This is a genomic window from Candidatus Methylopumilus planktonicus (assembly GCF_006364715.1).
GTDB lineage: Bacteria > Pseudomonadota > Gammaproteobacteria > Burkholderiales > Methylophilaceae > Methylopumilus > Methylopumilus planktonicus_A.
Genome location: NZ_CP040984.1, coordinates 423,444 through 444,310 on the forward strand (window position 1 = coordinate 423,444; position 20,867 = coordinate 444,310).

General features: G+C 33.6%; 33 protein-coding genes and 2 tRNA genes. 22 read left to right on the forward strand and 13 right to left on the reverse strand.

The window, feature by feature from the left end; genetic code table 11:
• Positions 1 to 35 precede the first annotated feature (35 nt).
• The 6 genes from FIT63_RS02375 (at position 36) to pqqA (ending at position 3,185) form a co-directional block, all read left to right on the forward strand.
• Positions 36 to 338 (forward strand): integration host factor subunit alpha, encoded by a 303-nt coding sequence (locus FIT63_RS02375; RefSeq protein WP_028817796.1) that lies wholly within the window; start codon positions 36 to 38, stop codon positions 336 to 338.
• The gene (locus FIT63_RS02380; RefSeq protein ID WP_140005109.1) at positions 322 to 762 is read left to right on the forward strand and encodes a MerR family transcriptional regulator; all 441 of its coding nucleotides are present in this window, start codon (positions 322 to 324) and stop codon (positions 760 to 762) included. Before FIT63_RS02375 ends, FIT63_RS02380 begins: the two co-directional genes overlap by 17 nt.
• A 20-nt stretch (positions 763 to 782) precedes the next feature.
• Positions 783 to 859: transfer RNA gene (locus tag FIT63_RS02385), tRNA-Pro, on the forward strand.
• Positions 860 to 1,127: 268 nt separating this feature from the next.
• The gene (locus FIT63_RS02390) at positions 1,128 to 2,240 is read left to right on the forward strand and encodes a nucleoside recognition domain-containing protein (RefSeq protein ID WP_223260411.1); all 1,113 of its coding nucleotides are present in this window, start codon (positions 1,128 to 1,130) and stop codon (positions 2,238 to 2,240) included.
• A gap of 19 nt (positions 2,241 to 2,259) precedes the next feature.
• Positions 2,260 to 2,559, forward strand: coding sequence for a hypothetical protein (locus FIT63_RS02395; protein WP_140006394.1), 300 nt, complete (start codon positions 2,260 to 2,262; stop codon positions 2,557 to 2,559).
• Between the two features lie 554 nt (positions 2,560 to 3,113).
• Positions 3,114 to 3,185, forward strand: coding sequence for a pyrroloquinoline quinone precursor peptide PqqA (gene pqqA, locus FIT63_RS02405; protein ID WP_012777389.1), 72 nt, complete (start codon positions 3,114 to 3,116; stop codon positions 3,183 to 3,185).
• Positions 3,186 to 3,242: 57 nt separating this feature from the next.
• On the opposite strand, the gene FIT63_RS02410 is transcribed toward pqqA, so the two are convergent.
• Positions 3,243 to 4,247 carry a Gfo/Idh/MocA family protein gene (locus tag FIT63_RS02410; RefSeq protein WP_140006396.1) on the reverse strand — a complete coding sequence of 335 codons (1,005 nt, stop codon included), beginning with the start codon at positions 4,245 to 4,247 and terminating at the stop codon, positions 3,243 to 3,245.
• Between the two features lie 119 nt (positions 4,248 to 4,366).
• Between FIT63_RS02410 and FIT63_RS02415 the strand changes: the two genes are divergently transcribed.
• Positions 4,367 to 4,747, forward strand: coding sequence for a surface-adhesin E family protein (locus FIT63_RS02415; protein ID WP_140006397.1), 381 nt, complete (start codon positions 4,367 to 4,369; stop codon positions 4,745 to 4,747).
• A 4-nt stretch (positions 4,748 to 4,751) separates the two neighbouring features.
• Here the strand turns inward: FIT63_RS02415 and FIT63_RS02420 are convergent, their stop codons facing one another.
• Together FIT63_RS02420 and FIT63_RS02425 are read right to left on the reverse strand one after the other, a co-directional pair.
• Complete coding sequence (locus FIT63_RS02420; RefSeq protein ID WP_028817803.1) at positions 4,752 to 5,066, reverse strand: hypothetical protein; 315 nt, start codon at positions 5,064 to 5,066, stop codon at positions 4,752 to 4,754.
• A gap of 63 nt (positions 5,067 to 5,129) precedes the next feature.
• Positions 5,130 to 5,205: transfer RNA gene (locus tag FIT63_RS02425), tRNA-Lys, on the reverse strand.
• A gap of 206 nt (positions 5,206 to 5,411) precedes the next feature.
• Here FIT63_RS02425 and FIT63_RS02430 point away from each other — a divergent pair.
• Together FIT63_RS02430 and FIT63_RS02435 are read left to right on the forward strand one after the other, a co-directional pair.
• Positions 5,412 to 5,678 carry a helix-turn-helix domain-containing protein gene (locus tag FIT63_RS02430; RefSeq protein WP_139871248.1) on the forward strand — a complete coding sequence of 89 codons (267 nt, stop codon included), beginning with the start codon at positions 5,412 to 5,414 and terminating at the stop codon, positions 5,676 to 5,678.
• 382 nt (positions 5,679 to 6,060) lie between these two features.
• Positions 6,061 to 6,390 (forward strand): helix-turn-helix transcriptional regulator, encoded by a 330-nt coding sequence (locus FIT63_RS02435; protein WP_139871251.1) that lies wholly within the window; start codon positions 6,061 to 6,063, stop codon positions 6,388 to 6,390.
• A gap of 277 nt (positions 6,391 to 6,667) precedes the next feature.
• On the opposite strand, the gene FIT63_RS02440 is transcribed toward FIT63_RS02435, so the two are convergent.
• Entirely contained in the window at positions 6,668 to 7,273 is a 606-nt protein-coding gene (locus tag FIT63_RS02440; protein WP_140006398.1) for a cation efflux transmembrane domain-containing protein, read from the reverse strand.
• 213 nt (positions 7,274 to 7,486) lie between these two features.
• On the opposite strand from FIT63_RS02440, the gene FIT63_RS02445 reads away from it, so the two are divergent.
• Together FIT63_RS02445 and FIT63_RS02450 are read left to right on the forward strand one after the other, a co-directional pair.
• Entirely contained in the window at positions 7,487 to 8,014 is a 528-nt protein-coding gene (locus FIT63_RS02445; RefSeq protein ID WP_140006399.1) for a hypothetical protein, read from the forward strand.
• A gap of 15 nt (positions 8,015 to 8,029) precedes the next feature.
• Complete coding sequence (locus tag FIT63_RS02450; protein WP_140006400.1) at positions 8,030 to 8,428, forward strand: hypothetical protein; 399 nt, start codon at positions 8,030 to 8,032, stop codon at positions 8,426 to 8,428.
• A gap of 148 nt (positions 8,429 to 8,576) precedes the next feature.
• Here the strand turns inward: FIT63_RS02450 and FIT63_RS02455 are convergent, their stop codons facing one another.
• Positions 8,577 to 8,756: a hypothetical protein gene (locus FIT63_RS02455; RefSeq protein ID WP_140006401.1), complete on the reverse strand. Its 180-nt coding sequence runs from the start codon at positions 8,754 to 8,756 to the stop codon at positions 8,577 to 8,579.
• 8 nt (positions 8,757 to 8,764) lie between these two features.
• On the reverse strand, positions 8,765 to 9,208 hold the full coding sequence (locus FIT63_RS02460; protein WP_140006402.1) for a DUF6641 family protein: 444 nt from the start codon (positions 9,206 to 9,208) through the stop codon (positions 8,765 to 8,767).
• Between the two features lie 133 nt (positions 9,209 to 9,341).
• On the opposite strand from FIT63_RS02460, the gene FIT63_RS02465 reads away from it, so the two are divergent.
• Together FIT63_RS02465 and FIT63_RS02470 are read left to right on the forward strand one after the other, a co-directional pair.
• Positions 9,342 to 9,650, forward strand: coding sequence for a hypothetical protein (locus FIT63_RS02465; protein ID WP_140006403.1), 309 nt, complete (start codon positions 9,342 to 9,344; stop codon positions 9,648 to 9,650).
• 620 nt (positions 9,651 to 10,270) lie between these two features.
• On the forward strand, positions 10,271 to 10,837 hold the full coding sequence (locus FIT63_RS02470; RefSeq protein ID WP_140006404.1) for a tyrosine-type recombinase/integrase: 567 nt from the start codon (positions 10,271 to 10,273) through the stop codon (positions 10,835 to 10,837).
• Between the two features lie 95 nt (positions 10,838 to 10,932).
• On the opposite strand, the gene FIT63_RS02475 is transcribed toward FIT63_RS02470, so the two are convergent.
• The 4 genes from FIT63_RS02475 to FIT63_RS02490 form a co-directional block, all read right to left on the reverse strand.
• Complete coding sequence (locus tag FIT63_RS02475; RefSeq protein ID WP_140006405.1) at positions 10,933 to 12,090, reverse strand: hypothetical protein; 1,158 nt, start codon at positions 12,088 to 12,090, stop codon at positions 10,933 to 10,935.
• 46 nt (positions 12,091 to 12,136) lie between these two features.
• Positions 12,137 to 13,375: a tyrosine-type recombinase/integrase gene (locus FIT63_RS02480; RefSeq protein WP_140006406.1), complete on the reverse strand. Its 1,239-nt coding sequence runs from the start codon at positions 13,373 to 13,375 to the stop codon at positions 12,137 to 12,139.
• Positions 13,376 to 13,645: 270 nt separating this feature from the next.
• Positions 13,646 to 14,395 carry a CDP-diacylglycerol diphosphatase gene (locus FIT63_RS02485; protein ID WP_140006407.1) on the reverse strand — a complete coding sequence of 250 codons (750 nt, stop codon included), beginning with the start codon at positions 14,393 to 14,395 and terminating at the stop codon, positions 13,646 to 13,648.
• A gap of 98 nt (positions 14,396 to 14,493) precedes the next feature.
• Positions 14,494 to 14,961: a fasciclin domain-containing protein gene (locus tag FIT63_RS02490; RefSeq protein ID WP_140006408.1), complete on the reverse strand. Its 468-nt coding sequence runs from the start codon at positions 14,959 to 14,961 to the stop codon at positions 14,494 to 14,496.
• A gap of 538 nt (positions 14,962 to 15,499) precedes the next feature.
• Between FIT63_RS02490 and FIT63_RS02495 the strand changes: the two genes are divergently transcribed.
• From FIT63_RS02495 to FIT63_RS02505, 3 genes are read left to right on the forward strand one after another with little or no spacing between them, the layout of a single operon-like run.
• Positions 15,500 to 15,766: a helix-turn-helix domain-containing protein gene (locus FIT63_RS02495; protein WP_140006409.1), complete on the forward strand. Its 267-nt coding sequence runs from the start codon at positions 15,500 to 15,502 to the stop codon at positions 15,764 to 15,766.
• Positions 15,767 to 15,770: 4 nt separating this feature from the next.
• Complete coding sequence (locus FIT63_RS02500) at positions 15,771 to 16,181, forward strand: tetratricopeptide repeat protein (protein ID WP_140006410.1); 411 nt, start codon at positions 15,771 to 15,773, stop codon at positions 16,179 to 16,181.
• 7 nt (positions 16,182 to 16,188) lie between these two features.
• Positions 16,189 to 16,518: a helix-turn-helix transcriptional regulator gene (locus FIT63_RS02505; protein WP_140006411.1), complete on the forward strand. Its 330-nt coding sequence runs from the start codon at positions 16,189 to 16,191 to the stop codon at positions 16,516 to 16,518.
• Between the two features lie 56 nt (positions 16,519 to 16,574).
• Here FIT63_RS02505 and FIT63_RS06805 read toward each other — a convergent pair whose 3' ends face one another.
• The 3 genes from FIT63_RS06805 to FIT63_RS02510 are packed head-to-tail and all read right to left on the reverse strand — an operon-like array spanning position 16,575 to position 17,301.
• Positions 16,575 to 16,733 carry a hypothetical protein gene (locus tag FIT63_RS06805; protein WP_189342327.1) on the reverse strand — a complete coding sequence of 53 codons (159 nt, stop codon included), beginning with the start codon at positions 16,731 to 16,733 and terminating at the stop codon, positions 16,575 to 16,577.
• Positions 16,734 to 16,745: 12 nt separating this feature from the next.
• The gene (locus FIT63_RS06810; RefSeq protein ID WP_189342328.1) at positions 16,746 to 16,910 is read right to left on the reverse strand and encodes a hypothetical protein; all 165 of its coding nucleotides are present in this window, start codon (positions 16,908 to 16,910) and stop codon (positions 16,746 to 16,748) included.
• Positions 16,911 to 16,926: 16 nt separating this feature from the next.
• A complete protein-coding gene (locus tag FIT63_RS02510) occupies positions 16,927 to 17,301 on the reverse strand; it encodes a hypothetical protein (protein ID WP_140006412.1) in 375 nt (124 codons plus the stop codon).
• Between the two features lie 312 nt (positions 17,302 to 17,613).
• Here FIT63_RS02510 and FIT63_RS02515 point away from each other — a divergent pair, with 312 nt between their 5' ends.
• The 6 genes from FIT63_RS02515 to FIT63_RS02540 all read left to right on the forward strand — a co-directional run bounded on the left by FIT63_RS02515 (position 17,614) and on the right by FIT63_RS02540 (position 20,701).
• The gene (locus FIT63_RS02515) at positions 17,614 to 17,802 is read left to right on the forward strand and encodes a hypothetical protein (protein ID WP_140006413.1); all 189 of its coding nucleotides are present in this window, start codon (positions 17,614 to 17,616) and stop codon (positions 17,800 to 17,802) included.
• Positions 17,803 to 17,954: 152 nt separating this feature from the next.
• Complete coding sequence (locus FIT63_RS02520) at positions 17,955 to 18,137, forward strand: hypothetical protein (RefSeq protein ID WP_140006414.1); 183 nt, start codon at positions 17,955 to 17,957, stop codon at positions 18,135 to 18,137.
• Between the two features lie 317 nt (positions 18,138 to 18,454).
• Positions 18,455 to 18,838: a helix-turn-helix domain-containing protein gene (locus FIT63_RS02525; protein ID WP_140006415.1), complete on the forward strand. Its 384-nt coding sequence runs from the start codon at positions 18,455 to 18,457 to the stop codon at positions 18,836 to 18,838.
• Positions 18,839 to 19,073: 235 nt separating this feature from the next.
• Positions 19,074 to 19,466, forward strand: coding sequence for a hypothetical protein (locus tag FIT63_RS02530; RefSeq protein WP_140006416.1), 393 nt, complete (start codon positions 19,074 to 19,076; stop codon positions 19,464 to 19,466).
• A gap of 99 nt (positions 19,467 to 19,565) precedes the next feature.
• On the forward strand, positions 19,566 to 19,808 hold the full coding sequence (locus FIT63_RS02535) for a hypothetical protein (RefSeq protein ID WP_140006417.1): 243 nt from the start codon (positions 19,566 to 19,568) through the stop codon (positions 19,806 to 19,808).
• A 38-nt stretch (positions 19,809 to 19,846) separates the two neighbouring features.
• A complete protein-coding gene (locus FIT63_RS02540; RefSeq protein WP_140006418.1) occupies positions 19,847 to 20,701 on the forward strand; it encodes a mechanosensitive ion channel family protein in 855 nt (284 codons plus the stop codon).
• The last annotated feature ends 166 nt before the right edge of the window (positions 20,702 to 20,867 follow it).

Here is a 20,867-nt window from a genome sequence, read left to right on the forward strand (position 1 = left end):
TCCCATATTTAATACCGAATTAAAAGTAGGCCGTTATGACATTAACTAAAGCAGATTTATCTGAAATTCTATTTGACCGCGTAGGTTTAAATAAGCGTGAAGCCAAAGATATGGTTGAAGCTTTTTTTGAAGAAATTCGCAACGCACTGGAAAATGGCGACAGTATCAAACTATCTGGTTTTGGCAATTTTGAACTAAGAAAAAAATCAGAAAGACCAGGCCGCAATCCTAAAACGGGTGAAGAGATTCCAATCAAAGCAAGACGTGTGGTTACTTTTCACGCAAGCCAAAAACTAAAAAGCAATGTAGAAGAGAACTACTCTGGAAAGAAAGCTTAAATCCCCCGTCTTACCTGAAATACCTTCAAAGAGATATTTTGCAATTGGAGAGGTAAGTGAGCTTTGTCTCGTCAAAGCGCATGTGTTGCGATATTGGGAGCAGGAGTTTGATCAGCTTAAAGATGTCAAGCGACGTGGCAATCGACGTTATTATCAATTACCTGAAGTTCTTCTCATTCGTAAAATTAGAGAGCTTCTGCATGACGAAGGTTTTACTATTCAAGGCGCTAAACAGCGACTGAGTGATAAAAATTTTGTTAAAGAAGTAAAGCAAGCTGAGCCACCTAAAGAGCTTCAAGTGACTAAACAGGGTCAAGTGGAGTTGCCTTTAGAGAATCTCAATCAATCCAATTCTCTTGCCGGCCTTAATTTAAAGTCGATTAAAGACGAATTGCTCAGTATCATAGATCTGCTTAAAAAGTAATTCATCATTGTTTTAATTTTCGGGGCGTAGCGCAGCCTGGTAGCGTACTTGCATGGGGTGCAAGGGGTCGTGAGTTCGAATCTCACCGCTCCGACCAATTAAAGCGATGAATTAGTTTTCAAAAATAGATTTCTTAGCCTTATAATTTTCATACATCATTTTTAAGCCTATTAAATTTTATCAGGTGGCCCATTATAAAATCCAATCAATCCTCTAAAAACAAAAGCACACACCATCGAAATGGTTCGATATTAAATACGTTGTGGGTGAGCTTTTTCTTTATTGCTTTATTAAGTGCAATATGGAGATGGGTGGGTCAAGGTAACGCTGAAGTTTTTGCTCACATGTTGGATAGCCTTTTCTCCATGGCAAAGTTATCCGTTGAAGTGATGGTATTACTTTTTGGAACACTGACTCTTTGGCTAGGTTTTTTAAAGATTGCTGAACACGCAGGTTTAGTTGAAAAGATAGCATCTTGGCTTTCACCACTTTTTAGACGACTCATGCCCGAGGTTCCTAAAAATCACCCAGCTACAGGTCTTATCACCATGAATTTTATTGCAAATGGATTAGGTCTTGATAATGCTGCGACACCTATTGGGTTAAAAGCGATGCGATCATTGCAATCACTTAATCCGACACCAAAAATTGCAAGTAATGCACAGATTCTTTTTTTAGTTATGAATGCTTCATCACTTACCTTACTTCCCGTATCAATTTTTATGTATCGTGCACAGCAAGGTGCGGTAGATCCCACACTCGTATTTTTACCTATTCTTTTAGCGACAAGTGCTTCTACCATGGCCGGCTTCTTCTCAGTTGCTTTCGCTCAGCGAATTAAATTAAATGACCCGGTAGTCATAACATGGATGTTAGCAATTGCGACTTTATTAAGTACGTTTATCTTATTTTTAAGCCACTTATCAGTAGCGGCATTAGGTGCATTCTCATCTCTCTTAGGCAATGCTGTCCTTTTCGGATTGATTATTACTTTTCTACTAATAGGTATTTTAAAACGTGTGCCAGTCTACGAGTCATTCATTGAGGGTGCTAAAGAAGGTTTTGATGTCTCTAAAAATTTACTGCCTTACCTAGTTGCGATGTTATGTGCAGTCGGTGTTCTCCGAGCATCAGGTGCGCTTGATGTTGTATTAGATATGATTCGTTATCTAGCGACTAGTTTTAACTGGGATACGCGTTTTGTAGATGCATTACCTACAGCACTTGTGAAACCATTTTCTGGAAGTGCCGCAAGAGCTATGCTCATTGATACTATGACAACACATGGTGTGGATAGCTTTCCGTCACTTTTAGCAGCAACTGTACAAGGCAGTACTGAAACTACTTTTTATGTTTTAGCAGTTTATTTTGGTGCAGTTGGTATTCAGCGTGCACGACATGCAGTTACTTGCGCATTGTTTGCAGACCTTGTGGGCGTCTTAGCATCTATTGCTGTTTGTTATTGGTTTTTTGGATAAAATTATTTAATAGGGATAAATGATGTATACATTCATGATGATTATGTATGGCGGTATTTTGTTTTTAATAGCTGCTTTTTCTCTCGCATTCCTTTCTTGGAAAATTTATCAAAAAAATAAAAAAAGTGAGCACTTAAAAAATTTATATTGGGCCCGCGTTATTTCAGCAATCCTTTTAACTCCCTATATTTTTTTCCAATATATATTTTCTGATCTGACCTATCTTCCGATCAGAATTGCCTTTGTAGTTTTTTCTTTTATCATTCTTTATCTCCTTGTAAGAAGATGGGGCAAAGTTGCGATAACAAAACGTAAATGATTACCGTTAAATTAATTAAGGGATCCGATTTTGAAGTAATGGTTGAATCGAAGTCAATTACTCATCATAAGGTTCATGTCTCAAATGATTTCTACAAACTATTAACTGATGGCAAGTTTTCTTGCGAATATTTAATTCAAGTGTCCTTTGAATTTTTGTTAGAGCGAGAATCGAATAACTCCATACTTTCTCAGTTTGATTTAAAGGTCATTTCTCACTATTTCCCCGAGTATGAAAAAGAGATTAAGAAGCGGCTGAAGGCCTAAGCTTTCGTATACAATAATCATTTAATCAACCAATTAAAGAGGCGATATATGGGCAGTAAAGATAAAAGAAAAGAATCTAAAGGTAAAAAACCACAACCTAAACCAGCTAAGGTTTAATTTTATAACCTATTGATTTATATAGTTTTTTTGTAATTATCCCGGTTTAGTGTCATTTCTCTCATGATTTTCATTAGATCTCATTCATGATCCTCAAGGTGTTTACTTTTTAAGTCCGAGTAGTATTACGTTTAAGTACTTTCTCATTAACTTAATAAAAGGATCAACATCATGTGGACAACTCCAGCTGCTACTGAAATGCGTTTCGGTTTCGAAGTTACAATGTATGTAATGAATAAATAATTATTCAGATTTAATAAAAAAGCCCGCTTAATGCGGGCTTTTTTGTTTTTAATCATTTTAAAAATTAACCCAGGCTTTTGTTTTAATGGAGGCTTGAATTGCTTCTAATGTTTTTGTATTCCAAAGCGCATCAACTAGAGAAAGTTTGGGCGCAGTGTTATTAATGATGCATTGATTAAAATGATCTATTTCAAGTGTAAAGTGATTAGCTTTTTCAATACGCTCATTCTTTGAGCCATCTGCATCTGTTGTCATGGTTAATTGTGCCTCATCATTTTCATGTTGCCATACGGTATGACACATCAACTTCCCTTTAGACCCAAAGACTTCAAATTGAGAGCGTCTCACACATTCAAAGCTAATATCAAATTGCGCACGTCGATTCAGACCAAAATCAATCATGCCCGAAGTAGTTAAATCTGCCCCATGATCGTTAAGATGGCTTGTTGCAACAACTGATAAGGGGTTCTGATCAAAGCATTGTCGAATCGTATGAATAGCATAGGGTCCAATGTCCCAGAGAGCGCCACCACCATTTTCAATTGATCGATCGATACGATAAAAACGTGCAGGCTGGATTGGAAAAGAAAACATTGAATGCACATACTGAACATCACCTAACAATCCTGAACTAATGATTTCTTTTATACGATCAAACTGTGGATGAAAGACATACATAAAACCTTCCATCACTTTGACATGATTTTTATCAGCCGCCTCCTGAATTAATTCAACTTCTTTTGAATGAAGCGTGATCGGCTTTTCTATGAGCACATGTTTTTTTTTATTGATTGCTTTAAGAGCGGGCTCAGTATGCTCTTCGTTCGAAAGTGGGATATAAATAGCGTCTATATCAGGATGATTAATTACTTCATCTAATGAATTGAAGGTTTGAACTTTGCCTACAAGTGCGGGCTGGTATTTTTCCAAGCATTCTGCTGCTGCATTCTGCCTCCTACTTCCAATAGCAACGAGCTCACCAAAAGGACTATTAGCAATAGCTGGAAGAAGGCGTTCATTGACTCGCGCAGCTCCTAGAATGCCCCAACGCACTTTTTTCATTTTTATAATCTTAAATTAAACGATGTTTTATTATGATCAGCCTTTAGTTAATAAACAAGCCATCATTTCTAAGTAGTTTCAGGTTGAGAAAAGAGTTATTAAATGAGATCATTTGACCCATGAAATTTATAATTCTCTTCTCATTTCTTTTCCCTATTAAGTCTTTTGCTGATTGGTCTTTAATTCATCAAGATGATGCTGATCATTACATGGATTATGCGCTGATGAGTAAAAATGGGCATAAAGCGAGAGTCTGGTATTTACAAAATTATGCCGAAATTCAGGCTATTAAAAATATCCAATATCGATCTATTAAAAATAGATCGGAGTTTGATTGTAAAACTCGAAAAATGAGAATTCTAGCTTATGCTTTGTACCCAGAACCTATGGGCCAGGGCCATGCTTTATTTAATAAAGGGGAGGCGCTCGATTGGCAGGCTGTTAAACCTAAAACGCTTAATGATTTATATTTAAAACGTGTCTGCAACAAAAAGAAATAGAGTTTTATTTACGTCCGCGTTTAGGTAATACAACACCAAGTCTTTGAGCAGCCATTTCATTATTACCTTCTGAGTCTGCTAAAACCCATCCAGTCATAAACATACGTGTCATATATTGTCTGTTGTATAAAAAAGCCACAATAACCTGCCATAGTCCCAGTGTGATAATTGAAAAAAGCATATGAAGAGCTGCAACACCTAATTCACCTCTAAAAAGCGGGACAAACCAACCAAAAAAAAGATAGGTCCAACTAAAGCCATAGTAACCAATTTTGATCATGCCCGAATTTGGATGTTTAATAATTACGGCAGTAGCCATTGTTGTTCCTTGGTTTAGAAGGTTAAATTTTAATAGAGATTGCGAGAAAAAAACTAATATTAATGGTGGGGGATGCGAGGGTCGAACTCGCGACAAACGGATTAAGAGTCCGCTGCTCTACCAGCTGAGCTAATCCCCCAGAAAAGAACATTTTACAGTATTTGTGGGGGTTGTAGAGGGGGTAGGATTGGGGATTTTGTTGGGGCTGGAATAGGGGTGTGTTAGGAAATCACCAATAGTTGACAACATTGGGGGGGGGTAGATATTATCTACATGCACTGTAAAAGTGCACATTGTGATGCCTATTTTGATATAGGCTTATTTTAACCTTATCTCATTTTTAGCATGGATAATTTTGAATATAACTTTGAGCTATTAAAAGCTACACGCTTAAGTAAAAAAATCTCAGCGCAAAGTATGGCTGCTGATTTATGTTTGGCTGAACGTCAAATCATTTCTATCGAAGAAAATAGCGTTCAATATTTTCCTTCTAAATCTCTTAAATACACCAGCTTAAAAAAATACATAGCAGCACTTGGTTTAAAAAATGAGGATGTCATCTTCAATTTTAATGAAGTTGACCCCACCCCAAGTTTGTTAAAGAAGCCATAGAGTATGCGAGCATTTGGTAATCTATTCATTATTTTAAGTATTTTCACCTCAATACTCTTTGGACTTGAGTATTTTTCTGAAGCTACAATTGTGTTCTTAGCAGTTCTTCTGTATCTCACAGGGCATTATGTGAGGCATAATTTTACCTATCGCAATTTTAAGATAAGCAGGCGATCAAAACCTTTTTTTGAATCAATATTAAAAAATACAATACAAGCCATTGCCTATGTAACTATCTTCATTTTTGTAGGCTACATACTCCTAAAAATCTCAAAAACTGATTTTTATCTAAATAATCTCCAAAGTTTGATGCAAAGCTCTATTGATGTAATCAATGAAATAATCAGATTTTGGATTAACTTACCTAGTCAATTAATGAAGTATGGACAATAAGCATCCTTTATTGACGAGTGCTTGTGAATATATAGAAATAAATCTTCATCTTAAGATTTCGATGTTAGATCTCAAGCGCCATACCAATTATTCCGAACGATCTTTACAGTTAATATTTAAAAAATACTTAAATAAAAGTCCATTTGAATATATTGAAGAGCAAAGATTGTTAAAGGCTCACGAATTGATTAAGCAGCATAAACAATCAAAGAAAACTACTCACATTGCTACAGAAGTAGGATTTAGACATTTAGGAAGATTCTCTGTGAACTTCAAAAAAAGGTTTGGCATTCATCCTTCAGTTTTAGCTCGATCTTAACTTAGAGATCACCGTCAAAAATTTTGACGTTCGGTGTGCTTAGGTGTGCTTGCTGATTTCAATCGAGAAAAAACTTCTATCTCTGCCACTGCCTGGGTCTACTAGGGTGAGATCTCAGAAAATTTAACTGATCTGCGAGTCCGCTGCTTGACCAGCTGAGCTAATCCCCCAGAAAAGAACATTTTACAGTATTTGTCTGGGTTGCAGAGGGGGTAGGTCGGGGGATTTTGGTAGTGGTGGAATAGGGGTGTGCTACGAAATGCTGGTTTTTTTTAGCTCAAATTTCTCTAATAGCCGTGCTAATGACTTTATAGGATGAGCGTAGCAAAAAGATTGATAGTGCTAATCCCACCACGATATCTGCCCAACCACTCTGTGTAAACCACACAATAAGTGATGCAATGATGACAGCAATATTATTTGCAATATCATTTCTTGAACATTCCCAAACAGATGACATATTAATATCTTGATCTTTGTGTTTTGTAAGCAAATACAAACAAGTTAAGTTTCCTAATAATGCTATAACACCTACAACACTCATGATTTCAAATACAGGAATCGTGTGATTGATAATATGTTGGATGACTTGAAATAAAACAAATAATGCACCGACTAATATTAATAGTCCTTTAAATAAAGCCACTTTAGCTTTAGCTTGATTGCTCTTATAGATGACAAATAAACTTAAAGCATAAGTAATCGCATCACCTAAATCATCTAAGCTTTCTGACATCAAGCCTGTTGAATGTGACATCCAACCAGAACTAAAAACAATTAAGAACAAGAACACGTTAATCGCTAAAACGATTTTTAATGTTTTTGATTGATTTACTTTTAAGGCATCAACAGCACAGCTTTTATTTTCGCAGCAATCTGACATTTCTTATCTTATTAAGTTGAGTTTTAGCTGCTCTACCAACTGAGCTAATCCCCCAGAAAAGAACATTTTACAGTAATTGTCTGGGTTGTAGGGGGTTTCTAATGGTGTAAATCGTATTCTAAGTTTTGTTGTGCGCAAGTGAAAGTTCAAAAACCATACACAGCGTATGGAAAAAAGTATTAGAATGATTTTAATAATTTAGAAAATACTTAAATGTTTAATTGGACAAAAAACTTTTACAAAAAAGATTATTCAATACCTTTAACAATGGTTTTAGTTTTTGTTGTTTATTGGTTTGTCAAGACTGCAGTTAAGCATTCAGCCGCAACTCCTTTCGTTTGGAGCAAAGGAATTTATGACGAAATATTTTCCATAGCGTTTGTTTTTATTTTTTTTAGAGTCGTTTTCTTAAAGACAAAATCAATACAAAAATTTATCTTCTATCAACATAGTTTTTTATGGCTTCTTACTAAAATTATTTGGTTTGTAAGTATAGTGTGGCTTTGGATTTTTCTTAGTTTTGAAATTCCAAAAATTACAACCAATATAATTTACAAAGCTACAGATTTACCTGTATATGTTATTGATCCCTGTAGTTATTGGACAGAAGAGTTGGATAGATATGCAAGTTGGACAAAGGAAGAGGAAAGTGAAGCCTTAAAATTTTGGAAAATTGATGATGTTTGGGGTTTTGATTCAAAATGCGCACCACGAGAATTTGAACGAGATGAGCAATACTAACAAATAAAAGAATCTATGTTTAATTGGCTTAAAAAAATTAGATCAAGAAAGTTGATTAAATTAGTAGTTTTAAATAATTCAGTTTTAGAAATAATAATGGATATGCAAAAAATTGGATTTGAGCAAAATTTAAAGCCTATACACGGCAATGATTTTAAAGATAGTGATGAATTTATTAAATGGTTAAAAAATCGATTTGTAATCAATCACGCTATTCTTTTAAAGTTTAAAAGAGATGGAGACATTAAAGACAAAAGCTCTGTTGATTTTATTTTAAAGTTAGATAAAGAGTTAAGGAATTGGTATCGAAAATCTTCAATTAGTATATTTCAATCATATGATGATCGATACAATAAGCCTCTAAGAGGTTGGGATGATATTTGCGAGAATTTTTTTGATGAATTACCAAATTAAATATAGTAATTTTTCTTCACATCACATAACCAATCAAACAAATTCGTAATACCACTTTTTCAATATAAAAACCTAACGATTTTGAATCAAACAACATAATTAACAGTGTGGTCAAAAATCAAGTGCGGTTGGGAAAAAGTAGTTAGCACTAAAAATTATTTGCACTTAACTTTTGTAATTGTTGCTGTATTTTTTGTTGCTTTTGTTTTTTTCTTTCAGCTTTAAGTAAATTTTGTGCATTCTTAACTTGTTTTTGCAGTGAATCAATCCGAGCCTGACTTGGAGTAAGAGGTTTTTGTGGTTTGATATTAAATTCATAAAAGCGCATAACATTATTTACTTTTTAAATGTGTTGCGTGTTTTTTCACTAACACTTTCAATTGCGCTATCTAATTCACCATTAAGTACAGCATCTTTTAGTGCAATAAGCGTATCGATTAGCTCTTTTTTATCTTTAACCTCAATCGCATTGCTACCATCCTTGTTTAGGAGGAGTGTCTTTGCCCCATACTTAATTTGTAAATTTAATTTACCGCTATCATTTACCCAATACCATTTGCGTAAACGTTTGTTAACTTCTTTTGTATAACTTTGACCGTTTTCTTTGTTAGTATATTTTTTTTCTTTGCGCACACTATAATTACTACCATTTAATTCAGCTTTAGCTATTTCTAATTGTTCGAATAGCTTTGTACACAACTTATTACGTTTTTGTTGTATAGGATTAATGTGTAACTGTTTTGTTGCTGTAATTAGATTTAATTTTGTAATTAAATTCATTTCATACTCCTAATGTTGTTATGTTTAGTACACATTAGTTTCTGATTTGTTAATAAAGCAAGTATTTGCCCAATCTTACCAAATAATTAGTCACATTTAGCCATCAATTATTATCAGTGTGCTAAATAAACATATGAATTACTACAAAGCAGACATAAAAACTAATGATTGGCTTAAATCGAATGGTATAAGTGTTAAACACTTTGCTAAAACTGATAGCCAATTACTTAAGGCTCAAAAGATAGCATTCAATTTATTAAAACATCATTTAAATTTACTAAGCACACCACAAATTAAAACATTACGAGTGTATTGCGCACAAATGGCAAGTGATAAAAAACGAAATAAGATTACAGATAACTTTGTCTACAAAGTTCTAAATATAGGCACAAAAATAAATCGACAACTATTTAAGGCAAATAAAGAGATAAACAACTCTTAACAAGTATTACTTAAGTAATACTTTAACAAAGTGTAAAAACCCAATTTGTAATATGACGGCTAATGAGATTGGACTTGTATACAGTTGCTGAAAAAGCTGTATATGAATAAGGTGACCGCAGATTTGACTATGGTATGAGTAGTTTGGAAGTTTTAACACATCCGTCTTCCGTAAAATCATTTTTCAGTCGTGTACTTGCTAAACAAATACACATAACGATAGCTATGTTGCTTTTTTAAACAAAGCACATAGCCGTCGTATACCTCAAAACAAATCAAAAAAAACTAAAAAAAAATTGTGCTGAGCGATAAGCGATAGCACAAGCGAACTTTAGTTCGCTATTAATGTGTATCTGTAATTCATATTAAGGTGCTTTAAACACATAATTTGAATTTAACTGTAAGTGCGCCCCAAATTATTCAATTAAGCGTTGTAGGGCTATGTAATTGTTGTATAAAAGCCACATAAATATAAAAAGACTAAAGATTATTGTGAAATTCTTTAGTCTTTAATGTAAGTCTTTGATTTTTGGCATATCACCCCAAACATTTCAGTCGATAGGAAAATTTTTGTAAAGAATACAAACTTATACACATATTTTATTATGTGAGGAGTTAAAAATGGCACAAGCAAAATCGTTAACGCAATATGAAATCGATCAAGTACTTCGTTATGTATCAACTACACGTTATCACAAACGCAATCGTGCAATTGTGCTTACAAGTTTTTGGAGTGGTATGAGGGTGGGTGAAATTGCTAATCTAAAAATAAGTGATATACGAAACGAAGATGGAAGTGTTAAAAGTGAAATAAGATTAACTTCAGCCCAAACAAAAGGAAAGTTTGGGCGTACGGTGTATGTAAATGAGAAATTGCGCAGTGAATTAACTAATTATTTGGTTGGTTACAAACTGATTGAACCAAGTGCACCATTATTTAAAACAGAAAAAAACAAAGCGTTCAGCCCAAACACTTTAACGCAATGGTTTTTTTGGATGTATAAAAAAGCTGCGGTGAGTGGGGCAAGTAGTCATAGTGGACGCCGTACTTTTATTACTACATTGGCTCAGAAGGGGGTAGGGGTGCGGGTTTTAGCCAAGCTAGCTGGGCACCGCTCTATATCCATTACACAGGTCTATATTGATGTAAACGCTGATATGATGCGTAAAGCAGCGGAGCTCATATAAAAAAGTCATACTTCTACAAGTATTACCTAAAAATATCAGTATTACTTAAGTAATACCTCTTTTAGTGATCTTAATAAGTAATACTTAATTTAGTATTACTTTTTACTTTTTGATTTCAACTTTTTTTTAGCCGCAGATCGCTCTCCTCTGCTGTTATATATGAAATTTTGAAAATCTAACTCATCTTCAAATCTTGCCGCCTGTTGCTTGTCAGCCCTCAATTGGTGGGCTTTCAGAGCCTCTTCTTCCCCAGCCTCTTGTAGTCTATGTTGTAGCTCTTCGGCCCAAATTTTCTCTTCTTTTTCTCTGATTTCATTTTCGAAGTGATCAACTTTACTAACAATAAATTTGGCAAATCGGTTTACTATCAACTCATCTAATTCAAGATTTGGGGGGAGAATTGCATTGATGTGTAAATCTGCGTAATCACTTTCTCTGTCAAATTTTCTTACTCCTGTCCCCAACATTACACACATTGAATTATTTTGACTGAGATAGTTTTGTAAATGACGTGCAAGCATTGTTGTAGTTGCAAATGGTTTAACTTCTCGTATTTCTAAATATTTCATAATTACAATACGAGCCCGAGCCAATCTTTCCTTATATGTTTCAGCTTGCTGTAATTCAAGTTGGCTGAGTTGCACTGCTCCAGTAATTGTTATCTCACTAATCCATTTAGTAAAATCCTCAATTTTAATATCAGAATGTTTTGCAACTTGTAATACAGAGCCGTATTTAAAAATTTGAGCTGTACCTATATCACCAAATATAAATCTAATAATTAGTGATGCGTCAGGTGTATTAGATTGTACTTTGACGTTATGTTCTTTAAACAGCTCTCTTATTTTTGCGTATAAAAAATCACCATTCTCAGCATTTTCTGCTTCAATAAAAATTGAATAAGCTTCACTAATAGCTTGATATCTTTGTTTTCTAAATGCTTCTTTAGCAATATTGTATTTTTTTCGAACAGCAATGATTCTTTTTAACCAATCATTTACTTGCTGTTCTTGTAGCTTCATTTTATTTTCCCACTCCGCTAATCTTTGTTTTGATGTGTCATTAAGAATAATCGGATTTGCTTCACGCTCTTTGCGCATCTGTTCTGATGCTTTACGAATTGTTTCAAAACGTTCTAATATGTCTGGGGGGAGCGTTGATTTTAATTTTGCTAAATTAGATTTAGCATTAGCTGTTCGTGTTTGTTTTTTTTGTGGGAGTTTAGATTTATTATTTGCTTTCTTTATCGCCATAATGTAGTCCATTTATAGTTGATAAAGAAACTTTAGCATAGGTAAATTAACTTTCAATTAGTTTTCGAGTTGCTAATCCACTTAATTGTTCAATTGCTTTTACAGCATCTAAGTGACTGTAATGTTTTTCAATCATTACAACTGATGTTCCCATTTGTTTTGCTAACGTGTGTATGTTTACGTTGTCATACGTCAATGCAAACGTAGCATAAGTGTGTCGTATGCTGTAAAACGAACGTGGTTTAAGTGTAATAGGGCAAATAAGCAACTTCATTTCTTTTAAATAACCAATAAACATTCTAAAAAAACTACTTGGCTTAACCATTTTAGGTATTTGATTTAATTTTCCATTACGTTTACTGCAAAATTCTATATATCGAAAGATGTAATCTTGTTTATTTGCATTTAGTATATCTTCTAACGACATATTAAAATTACGTTCTGCAATTCTACGCAGAGCTTGTATTGTTGGCTCACGAGCGATTGCACGACGTTCGCCTGTTTTACTTTTCTGTATGTTAAAAATTAAATTGTGTTCGTTAGCAAATTTAATATTGCTCCATTTCAATTCAAACAACTCACGTCCAGGACGTGCACCTGTGTCTAATAAAATAATCACATAGTCTTTTAATAGATAACGTAGTTGCATACTGTGTGTTTTTGCTTTTTGTATCCAACTATCAAATCCACTCATCATCTTTTTAATTTCTTCTAAACTAAACTCGACACGACGTTCACACTTTGCACCTTTTGCAACTAACACAGGACGCTGTGCTTCAGTCATATAGCCGTGCAATACAGCTTCATCAAATACACGTTTAAGCGCAGCATTGTGATTTAGTATAGTGCTCCGTTTAGGAACTTTACCCATTTTTTTAATACGAAACTTTTCTAACAACTCTAATTCTTTTAATTTAATTTGTTCGACTGACAAGTTGCCAAGCACGGGAGTTAGATAACTTCTAATTATCATTGAGTAATCTTTGTAAATTGCTTTACCTTCATTCTGTGCAATTTCATTTTCAATTCTTTGCATTGCTAATTTTGCAACATCCTTAAATTTTTTTGACACAGGAGCGATGTTTAATTTATCTCGCACGTGTGCTTCAATTAAAATCATATTCGCACTTTGTATTGCACTTTCTAATGTGTATTCATTTGTCGAGCAACGTATCCACTCATCTTTAATTTTGTATCGACATTGCCACTTGTCACTGTTCGCTCGCTTAAACACAATTAGTTTGCGTTTAATTACTTCGTGTGTAGTTTCTATACGCTCTCTCATTGCAAAAGCGTAATTTCATAACACACAAAGAGCAATCAAAAGTGCGCATAAGGTGTGCAAGTTAAAAAAGTGTGCGATTGAAAAGTAGTGATGCCATAGAAACAGCGTGGCTGTAGGATGGGGTGACTCTGAACAACGTTTTTAAGAGTCCGCTGCTCTACCAGCTGAGCTAATCCCCCAGAAAGTGATATTTTACAGTAATTGTGGGCGTTGTAGAGGGGGTAGGTGGGGGGATTTTGGCAGGGGTGGAATGGGGGTGTGTTGAAAAGCTCAATTACACTTCCAAATTGTAAATTCACTTTCTGGGCTATTTGGGGTAATTAAAACTGTAAATCGATTTGAAGTGGCTCGAGTTACTAAAATGCCATAATCAATCAAAGAGTTTTTTGCTGCTAATTTTTCGGCAGTTTCCCAAACATGGTCCAAATTTTTTACGTATGTAAAAATATATGCATTAAATTTATTTTTTACTTTTGGATCAATTCGAACCAAATGAACATGCAGCTGATTTTGACTGCGATGAGTTTTTGGATTTACTGCTAAAGCTATTAAATTTGGCTCAATAATTTTTTTAGAGGTTTCCCACGCAAATTGCCAGATTTCTTCTTGACGCCTTATATCTTCAATCCCTGTCACCTCTGATCTAGGCATTGTTAAACCATGAATAAAGTCTTTAGAACAACCACACATTTTAATGTCTCGAATAGAAACAAATTGTTCATTTTCAGACCAAATTTCAGTAGTATTTTTGCAGTCTTGAGGATTTCCACAACTACTATCAATTCTAGGAGATACACATTGATTGCAATAATTTTGAGTTTTTGGATTTATGCATTGCGTGGCAATATTTAATAGGATATCGCTTCTAGAAATTTCTAGCGCAAAACTTGGATAAATTGATCCAAGTAAAAGAATAACAAGAATAGAGCGTTGTATTTTTTTTACTATTTCGAGATAACTAATTATTTGTTTTTTTAAAAAAAATAAATGATAAAAAGAGGCTGAAATTTTTTTATACATCTGAAATTACCGGAGATTTTGGATAAAAAAATAGGGCACCTAACTTCATGCCCTATTAGATTATTTCTACTTAATTTTCTCTATGACAAAATTAATTATTATTTAGGCATTAAAACTGTGTCAATAACGTGGATCACACCGTTAGAGGCATCAATATCAGTTGCCGTAACTTTTGACATATTAACGACAACACCATTAGCAGTCGTAATTTTGATTGTTTTGCCATTCACTGTTGCTACATCACCAGCTTTTACATCCTTAGCCATAATTTTTCCTGGCACTACATGGTAAGTTAAAACTGCTGATAACTTTTCTTTGTTAGCTAATAATGCATCTAAGTCAGCTTTTGGGATTTTTGCAAACGCTTCATCTGTTGGTGCAAAAACAGTAAATGGACCTTTGCCTTTTAAAGTATTTACTAAGTCAGCTGTTTTTAGCGCTACTACTAATGTTTTAAAATTACCAGCTGCAACAGCAGTATCTACAATATCCTTAGCAGCAAAAGCTGTTAGAGATGAGATAGCTAAGATTGAGCCTATGAGAATTGATGCAAAAGTGCGCTTCATTAATTATTCCTTTTCAGTTATTAAGATTATGTTGAGTAGATCAACATTGATAATCTATCCAAAAAGTATTTAAGATTTGTGACAGGACATTAATATTCACAGTAATTAGTTTTTTTTATAATTAAGTTATTGTAGAATTAATTTTGTATCAGAAGTCTCCTTAAATAACCTTCGCGAACTTATTTAATAGCCCCTTCAATGGGGCTATGTCTTGTCTAATCTCTGCACATGAAAACACTTAAAACAATTCAAAAATTTATCTCTGATTATTTGCCACTAAAAATCTCAATAGAAAATATTAGATTTATTCTTATTTTTTTAATACTCTTATTTACAGCTTTGCTTTTGGCAGGCCTCATTGAATATAACAGTAAAAACTTCTGACGGTTGTTTCAAAAAGTCGTTTAAAACGAATTTTTTTGTCATCATTAACTGACATAAATATTTCATCATAATTTCACAATCAACAGATATTGTGTAAATGTTCTCCAAAGAATACTTGCCCTCGTAATGAGGGCTTTTTTTACTAGAAATATCTATGAATAAACTTGAATACAATTGTGATCTACTAAAAACTACTCGCGAAAGCAAGAAGATTACAGCACATAGTATCGCCGTTGATATATGTTTAGCTGAGCGTCAGATTAAGTCTTTAGAAGAAAATAGTCTTCAATACTTTCCCTCTCAATCCATCAAATACACAGCTTTAAAAAAATATATAGCCGCACTGGGATTAAAAATTGATGACGTTATCGTTAACATTAATCAAATTGATCCAATACCCAGCTTATTAAAGAAGAAATAAGCCTATGAAATTTAAATATACAATTTTGCTTTTTGCATGGGTTATAAGTTCTTCTTTATCCCATGCGTCTGATTTCGATTCCCTGTCAGAGCTTATTCAAAAAGGTAAGGAAACCGAAGCAATTGCAAAAATTAATCGGTATATACAAAAATACCCAAACGACCCCAAGGTAAAATTTATTTATGGGGCAACCCTTGACCATTTTGGTAGGACACAAGAAGCCAAAAAAGTTTTTTTACATTTAAATCGTAAATACCCAAATAATCCTACTATTAAGAATAATCTTGGTGTTCTCTATGCAAAGCTGGGTGAATACAGTGCTGCTTATACTTTTTTTGGATCTGCCTTGAGATTGAAACCTAATTATCAAGAAGCTAAAAATAATCAATGGCTTGTTCAACAGAAGATTAACTAATTTTTATATGAGCCAAAAAGATCCTGTATTTTTAAGTGTATGTGAATATATACAAGCTAATGTTAAATCTAAAATCACCATGTCAAATCTTGAGAGGTACGCTGCGCTTTCTGGAAGAGCTTTACAGTTAAAATTTAAGAAATATCTAAACAAAACACCCTTTCAATACATACAAGAACAAAAGATGTTAAAGGCGCATGAGTTAATTAAGGAATATCAATGCTCTAAAACAATCTCAGAAATTGCTCTTGAATTAAAATTTAGCCATTTAGGAAGATTTTCTGTGAACTTCAAAAAAAGGTTTGGCATTTATCCTTCAGTTTTAGCTCGATCTTGATTTATCTAAACCGTCAAAACTTTTTACGCTTGTTTTAATTACTTAAAGCGACTTATTTAATCTTGAAATTGCGCTCTTAGTTTCATCAGATTCTCTCTCCATTCAGCAAGGCATTCTTCTCTCAAATACCAATAATTGAGTTCATTAGCTTCATATTGCTTATAGTCAAAAACCGATGATTTATCTGTTGAAGTTGGATTTTCAATATCACTCATAAAAGATCCCTATTACTTCTTTTTGCCTTTGTTAAAGTGTCGATATAAGCGATTAACGCTAACTGCCAATATAGCTAGTACATTTAATTTCATAGGATCTAAATTACTTAAATTAAAATAAACAGCAAGACCCCACAGAATACCAATGATTGCATTTACATTTTGTTCTTTAAACATTTTATAAACCTTTCATTTAGTTTTGTGTTGGTGGGTTTTTAGCTGGCGTAACTTTTTTTGGTCTTTTAGCCCTTGGTTTTGCCTTAGTGCTTGATTTTGTTTTAGCTTTGGCTTTCACTGGAGCCGCAACACTTAATTTTTTAGCAATACTACTAAGTGAAGTTGTTAATGATTTAGCAAGCCTTTCTGCTTCAGCTTTTCTTTTCTTTTGTGTCACTTTGTCACTACTCTTGATAGCGCTAATGGATGCTTTTTGCTGTGCTTGCATTTCTGCTCTTAGAAAAGCATCTAACGCTTTAGCGATATTATTAACCTTCTTATTGTTAGAAGGTTTGGTTTTACTCTTTGTTGCTACGATCTTTTTGACTACTTTTTTTGAATTTTTTTTCATGTCTTACCCCCCAGAGGATAAAAAGTCTTTATTAATAAATGTCATACTAATGTCACAATAAAAGTGTAGGGAATATTTTATAAAAAAACAATATCCGCTTGCCACTTTTAAAGCACTAAATTTTAGACTTGATTGACATAAATCAATCTCATTTGATAGAGTGCGGGTTCGTTTCATATACGTCTCTGTAGTACAGCATTCCAAGTTCGTATGCAGCCCCAGCAATGGGGCTTTTTTTTCGTCTGTAATATTGCCTTCATATTGAGTATTTAATATAGCTGAACACTAGAAAATATAACAAAGGTTTAAGGTATGAAGAAAAAAGGTTTTTATGATTATTTGAAACAACAAGCAGGCGAGGGAATTCACTATATATATTGCGCTCATTGTAAGGTCGATGCAGATTATATTGGCGACAGGCTAGAAAGACATTTACCTTCTTGCGAATATCGTATTAATAAACAAAAGACATTTGAAGAAAGTTACTCTTTTTCAGGGTAAATTTTTGTCATAAAAGTTTTATATTAGTCGTGTTTAATACTCGTGAAGCTATCGGCTTCTCCTAAAAAATCTTTCTTTTATTATTAATAACCCCTGCCAAAACATTAAGGGGTTATGCCTTTATTGAAGAGTTATTTTAATGGAGAATTTAAATGAGCAATCCAATATCAAGTTCAAACATTCCTAATGCTAAATGTTCTTTTTGTGGCATTGATACTGAAATTAGTAATAAACTAGAGCGTCATCTGCCTAGTTGCGAATATAGAAAAAATACTGAGCATTATATTGAAAAGATTGACCCTCATTTTAATTTTCATAGTTGGACAGAAGACTAATTCATTCTGCAATCAGTCAAAGAGATAAAAAATACTTTTTAGGCCAAAAAAACCCATTTAATGACATATGACGTTGAGAGTAGAATTGAGATGTATTTGATAGTTGACATAAATACTTCATCTCAAGGTCACAATCAATAGTTATTCTAGATTCGTTCTCCAAAGAATATTTGCCCTCGTAAAGAGGGCTTTTTTTCCCAAAGATTATGTCTCTAAAACATATATTACAAGGGGACGGTAGATCCAATAGTCCTTGTATTAACAAACTCCAATACCTAGGCCTATTTAAGTAAAGAATTTCTTCTAACCTTATTTTGGTGTTTGATATCGATAATTTTGAATATAACTTTGAGCTTCTTAAAAAGACGCGTGAAGATAAACAAATGAGCAAGCTCGAAATGGCTCATCAACTATGCTTATCTGTAAATCAAATTGATTCCATTGAAGAGAATAGCTTTAGATACTTTCCGGCAGAATCTATAAAGTTCGCAGCAGTCAAAAAATATGTATTAGCACTTAATTTGGATTTAGATCAGGTAATAATAAAAGAAGACGAGGTGGCTCCGCTTAATGCCCCCTCAACAGTTCCTTCATTACTCTCAAAAGAAAAAAATAAGATTAAAAAAGGCACTTACAGAAACAAAGCCAATGAATTAAGAAAAGCATGGCAAGACTTGTTGCGTAGATTGCTTAAAAATTAATCGAATGACAATTAGCTATATAAATCAAAGTGCTTATATGTTTATCAAAAATTAACACACAGACTTATCCACAGATTTTGTGGATACATTCATTCATACAAGTATTAATCCTTTGTCATAATTCTAAAAAGCTTCTTAGCCCCGTAATCAAGCGTTCATAATTTCTTCTCTAAAACATCACAATTCATTACTAATATAGGTATTACTGATTAATTAACTTTAAAGGCTCCTACCTATGACAACCCTTGCTGAAATACTAGTAAATTCCAAAAGAAAATTCTTTAACAACGTGATCCGTCAGGAATTAGATCATTTCCCAATATCACCAAAGCTTATTCAGGAAATCGATGATGTATATACTCTTGATTTTTTAGAACCTAGCTTTAAGGATCTTGAGCGAATAAAAAAACCTACACCTTATATGATTGTTGAGATGATGGAAGAGTGGGTAGCGGTATCTAATTTAGATGAGTATCTATATAACAACTATCCAAAAGACTGGTCAGCCATACAAGATATTATTTTCTTTAACTTAAGAGATGAGTTATTGAATGCGCATCACACCTTCCATCAAGAAACAAAATTTGATGATGATTACGGATTAAATGAAATGGCTTTTTACTTCTAAGTGGAGTCTTTAGCCAAACTTCTTATCAAGCATAAAAATAAATACTTTATGCGAGAGTTAGAGAGCGAGTTATCTGAGTTCAAGGCTTCAAAGAAATTGATGAAAGAAATCGATGAAGCCTACTCAAAAGATTTGTTAGAAAAATGTTTTAGTGGACTTGAGCATAAGAAGCAATTCTCTCAAAAAAGTGCTGATCTTATGATTGAGCTTTGGTTTGATCTCTCAGGGTTTCAGAAATACATTCAAAAAAATTATAGTGATGATTGGGTAGCCATTCACGATGTTATTCATCTTAATTTAAGTGAAGAGCTCATGAATGCGCATTATGATATTCATAATTAAATGAATTAAGTCATCTTGTTTTATTTTATAATGATTGAATGGAATTACAGTTCTTAGATAGCATAGAAATACTAGCCCATCGCTTGGGTACTTCTATGTCTACACTCTTTAAGATCACAGCCATTATTGTGATCGCTCTTATTTTAACTAATCTTATTCGTCGTGCAATTAACTTGTTTAGTTCCGAGATAGCCAAGAACTCTTCAGGACGAGATGCTGCAACAAGGGTGAATACTTTAGGTAGAGTTTTTAGATATATCGCATCCGTTATCATTTACTTAATCGCTTTTATGCTGATCTTAAGTGAATTGAAGATTAATATTGCCCCCATTTTAGGTGCTGCGGGTATTGTTGGTGTAGCGATTGGATTTGGAGCACAATCTTTAGTTAAAGACTATGTAGGCGGTTTATTTATTCTGATCGAAGATCAAATAAGACAAGGTGACACTATAAAAGTCGAAGGCTATGAAGGTTCAGTTGAAGAAATTACACTCCGCTATGTAAGACTCAGGGATTACGATGGATTTGTGCACTTTATTCCTAATGGACAAATTCGTATTGTCACCAATATGGGTCGAGATTTTTCATATGCAACATTTGATATTACGTTAGGTTATGAAGTTAATCTCGATAAAGTAATTAAGCTTATGCAAGAGACAAGTCAAAAGTTAAGAAAATCTCTAGTCTATAAAACTTCAGTGCTGTCTGATATTGAGATTTCTGGTATAGATCGTCTGAATGAATCTAATCTGGTAATTAAAGCAAGAATTAAGACACAAGCTATGGAACATTCAAACATTAAACGTGAATATTTGCGCTTGATGAAGCTGGCATTTCAAAAGGCAAAAATTAAGCCGCCTTATTCCCAAATTGTCGTGCACCGACCAAGGTAATTAAGGTCAAAAGTTTTGACACTTCAGTAAGTAAAAAGCCACATTTAACCGTGGCTTTTTTTATGTGTGGTGTGTTCTGCTGTAAAACATCCGGAATCCGGAGATTTGGAATAATTAAGTTTTAATTGCAAATAAAAAAAGCCACTCAAAAGTGGCTTTAATAAGT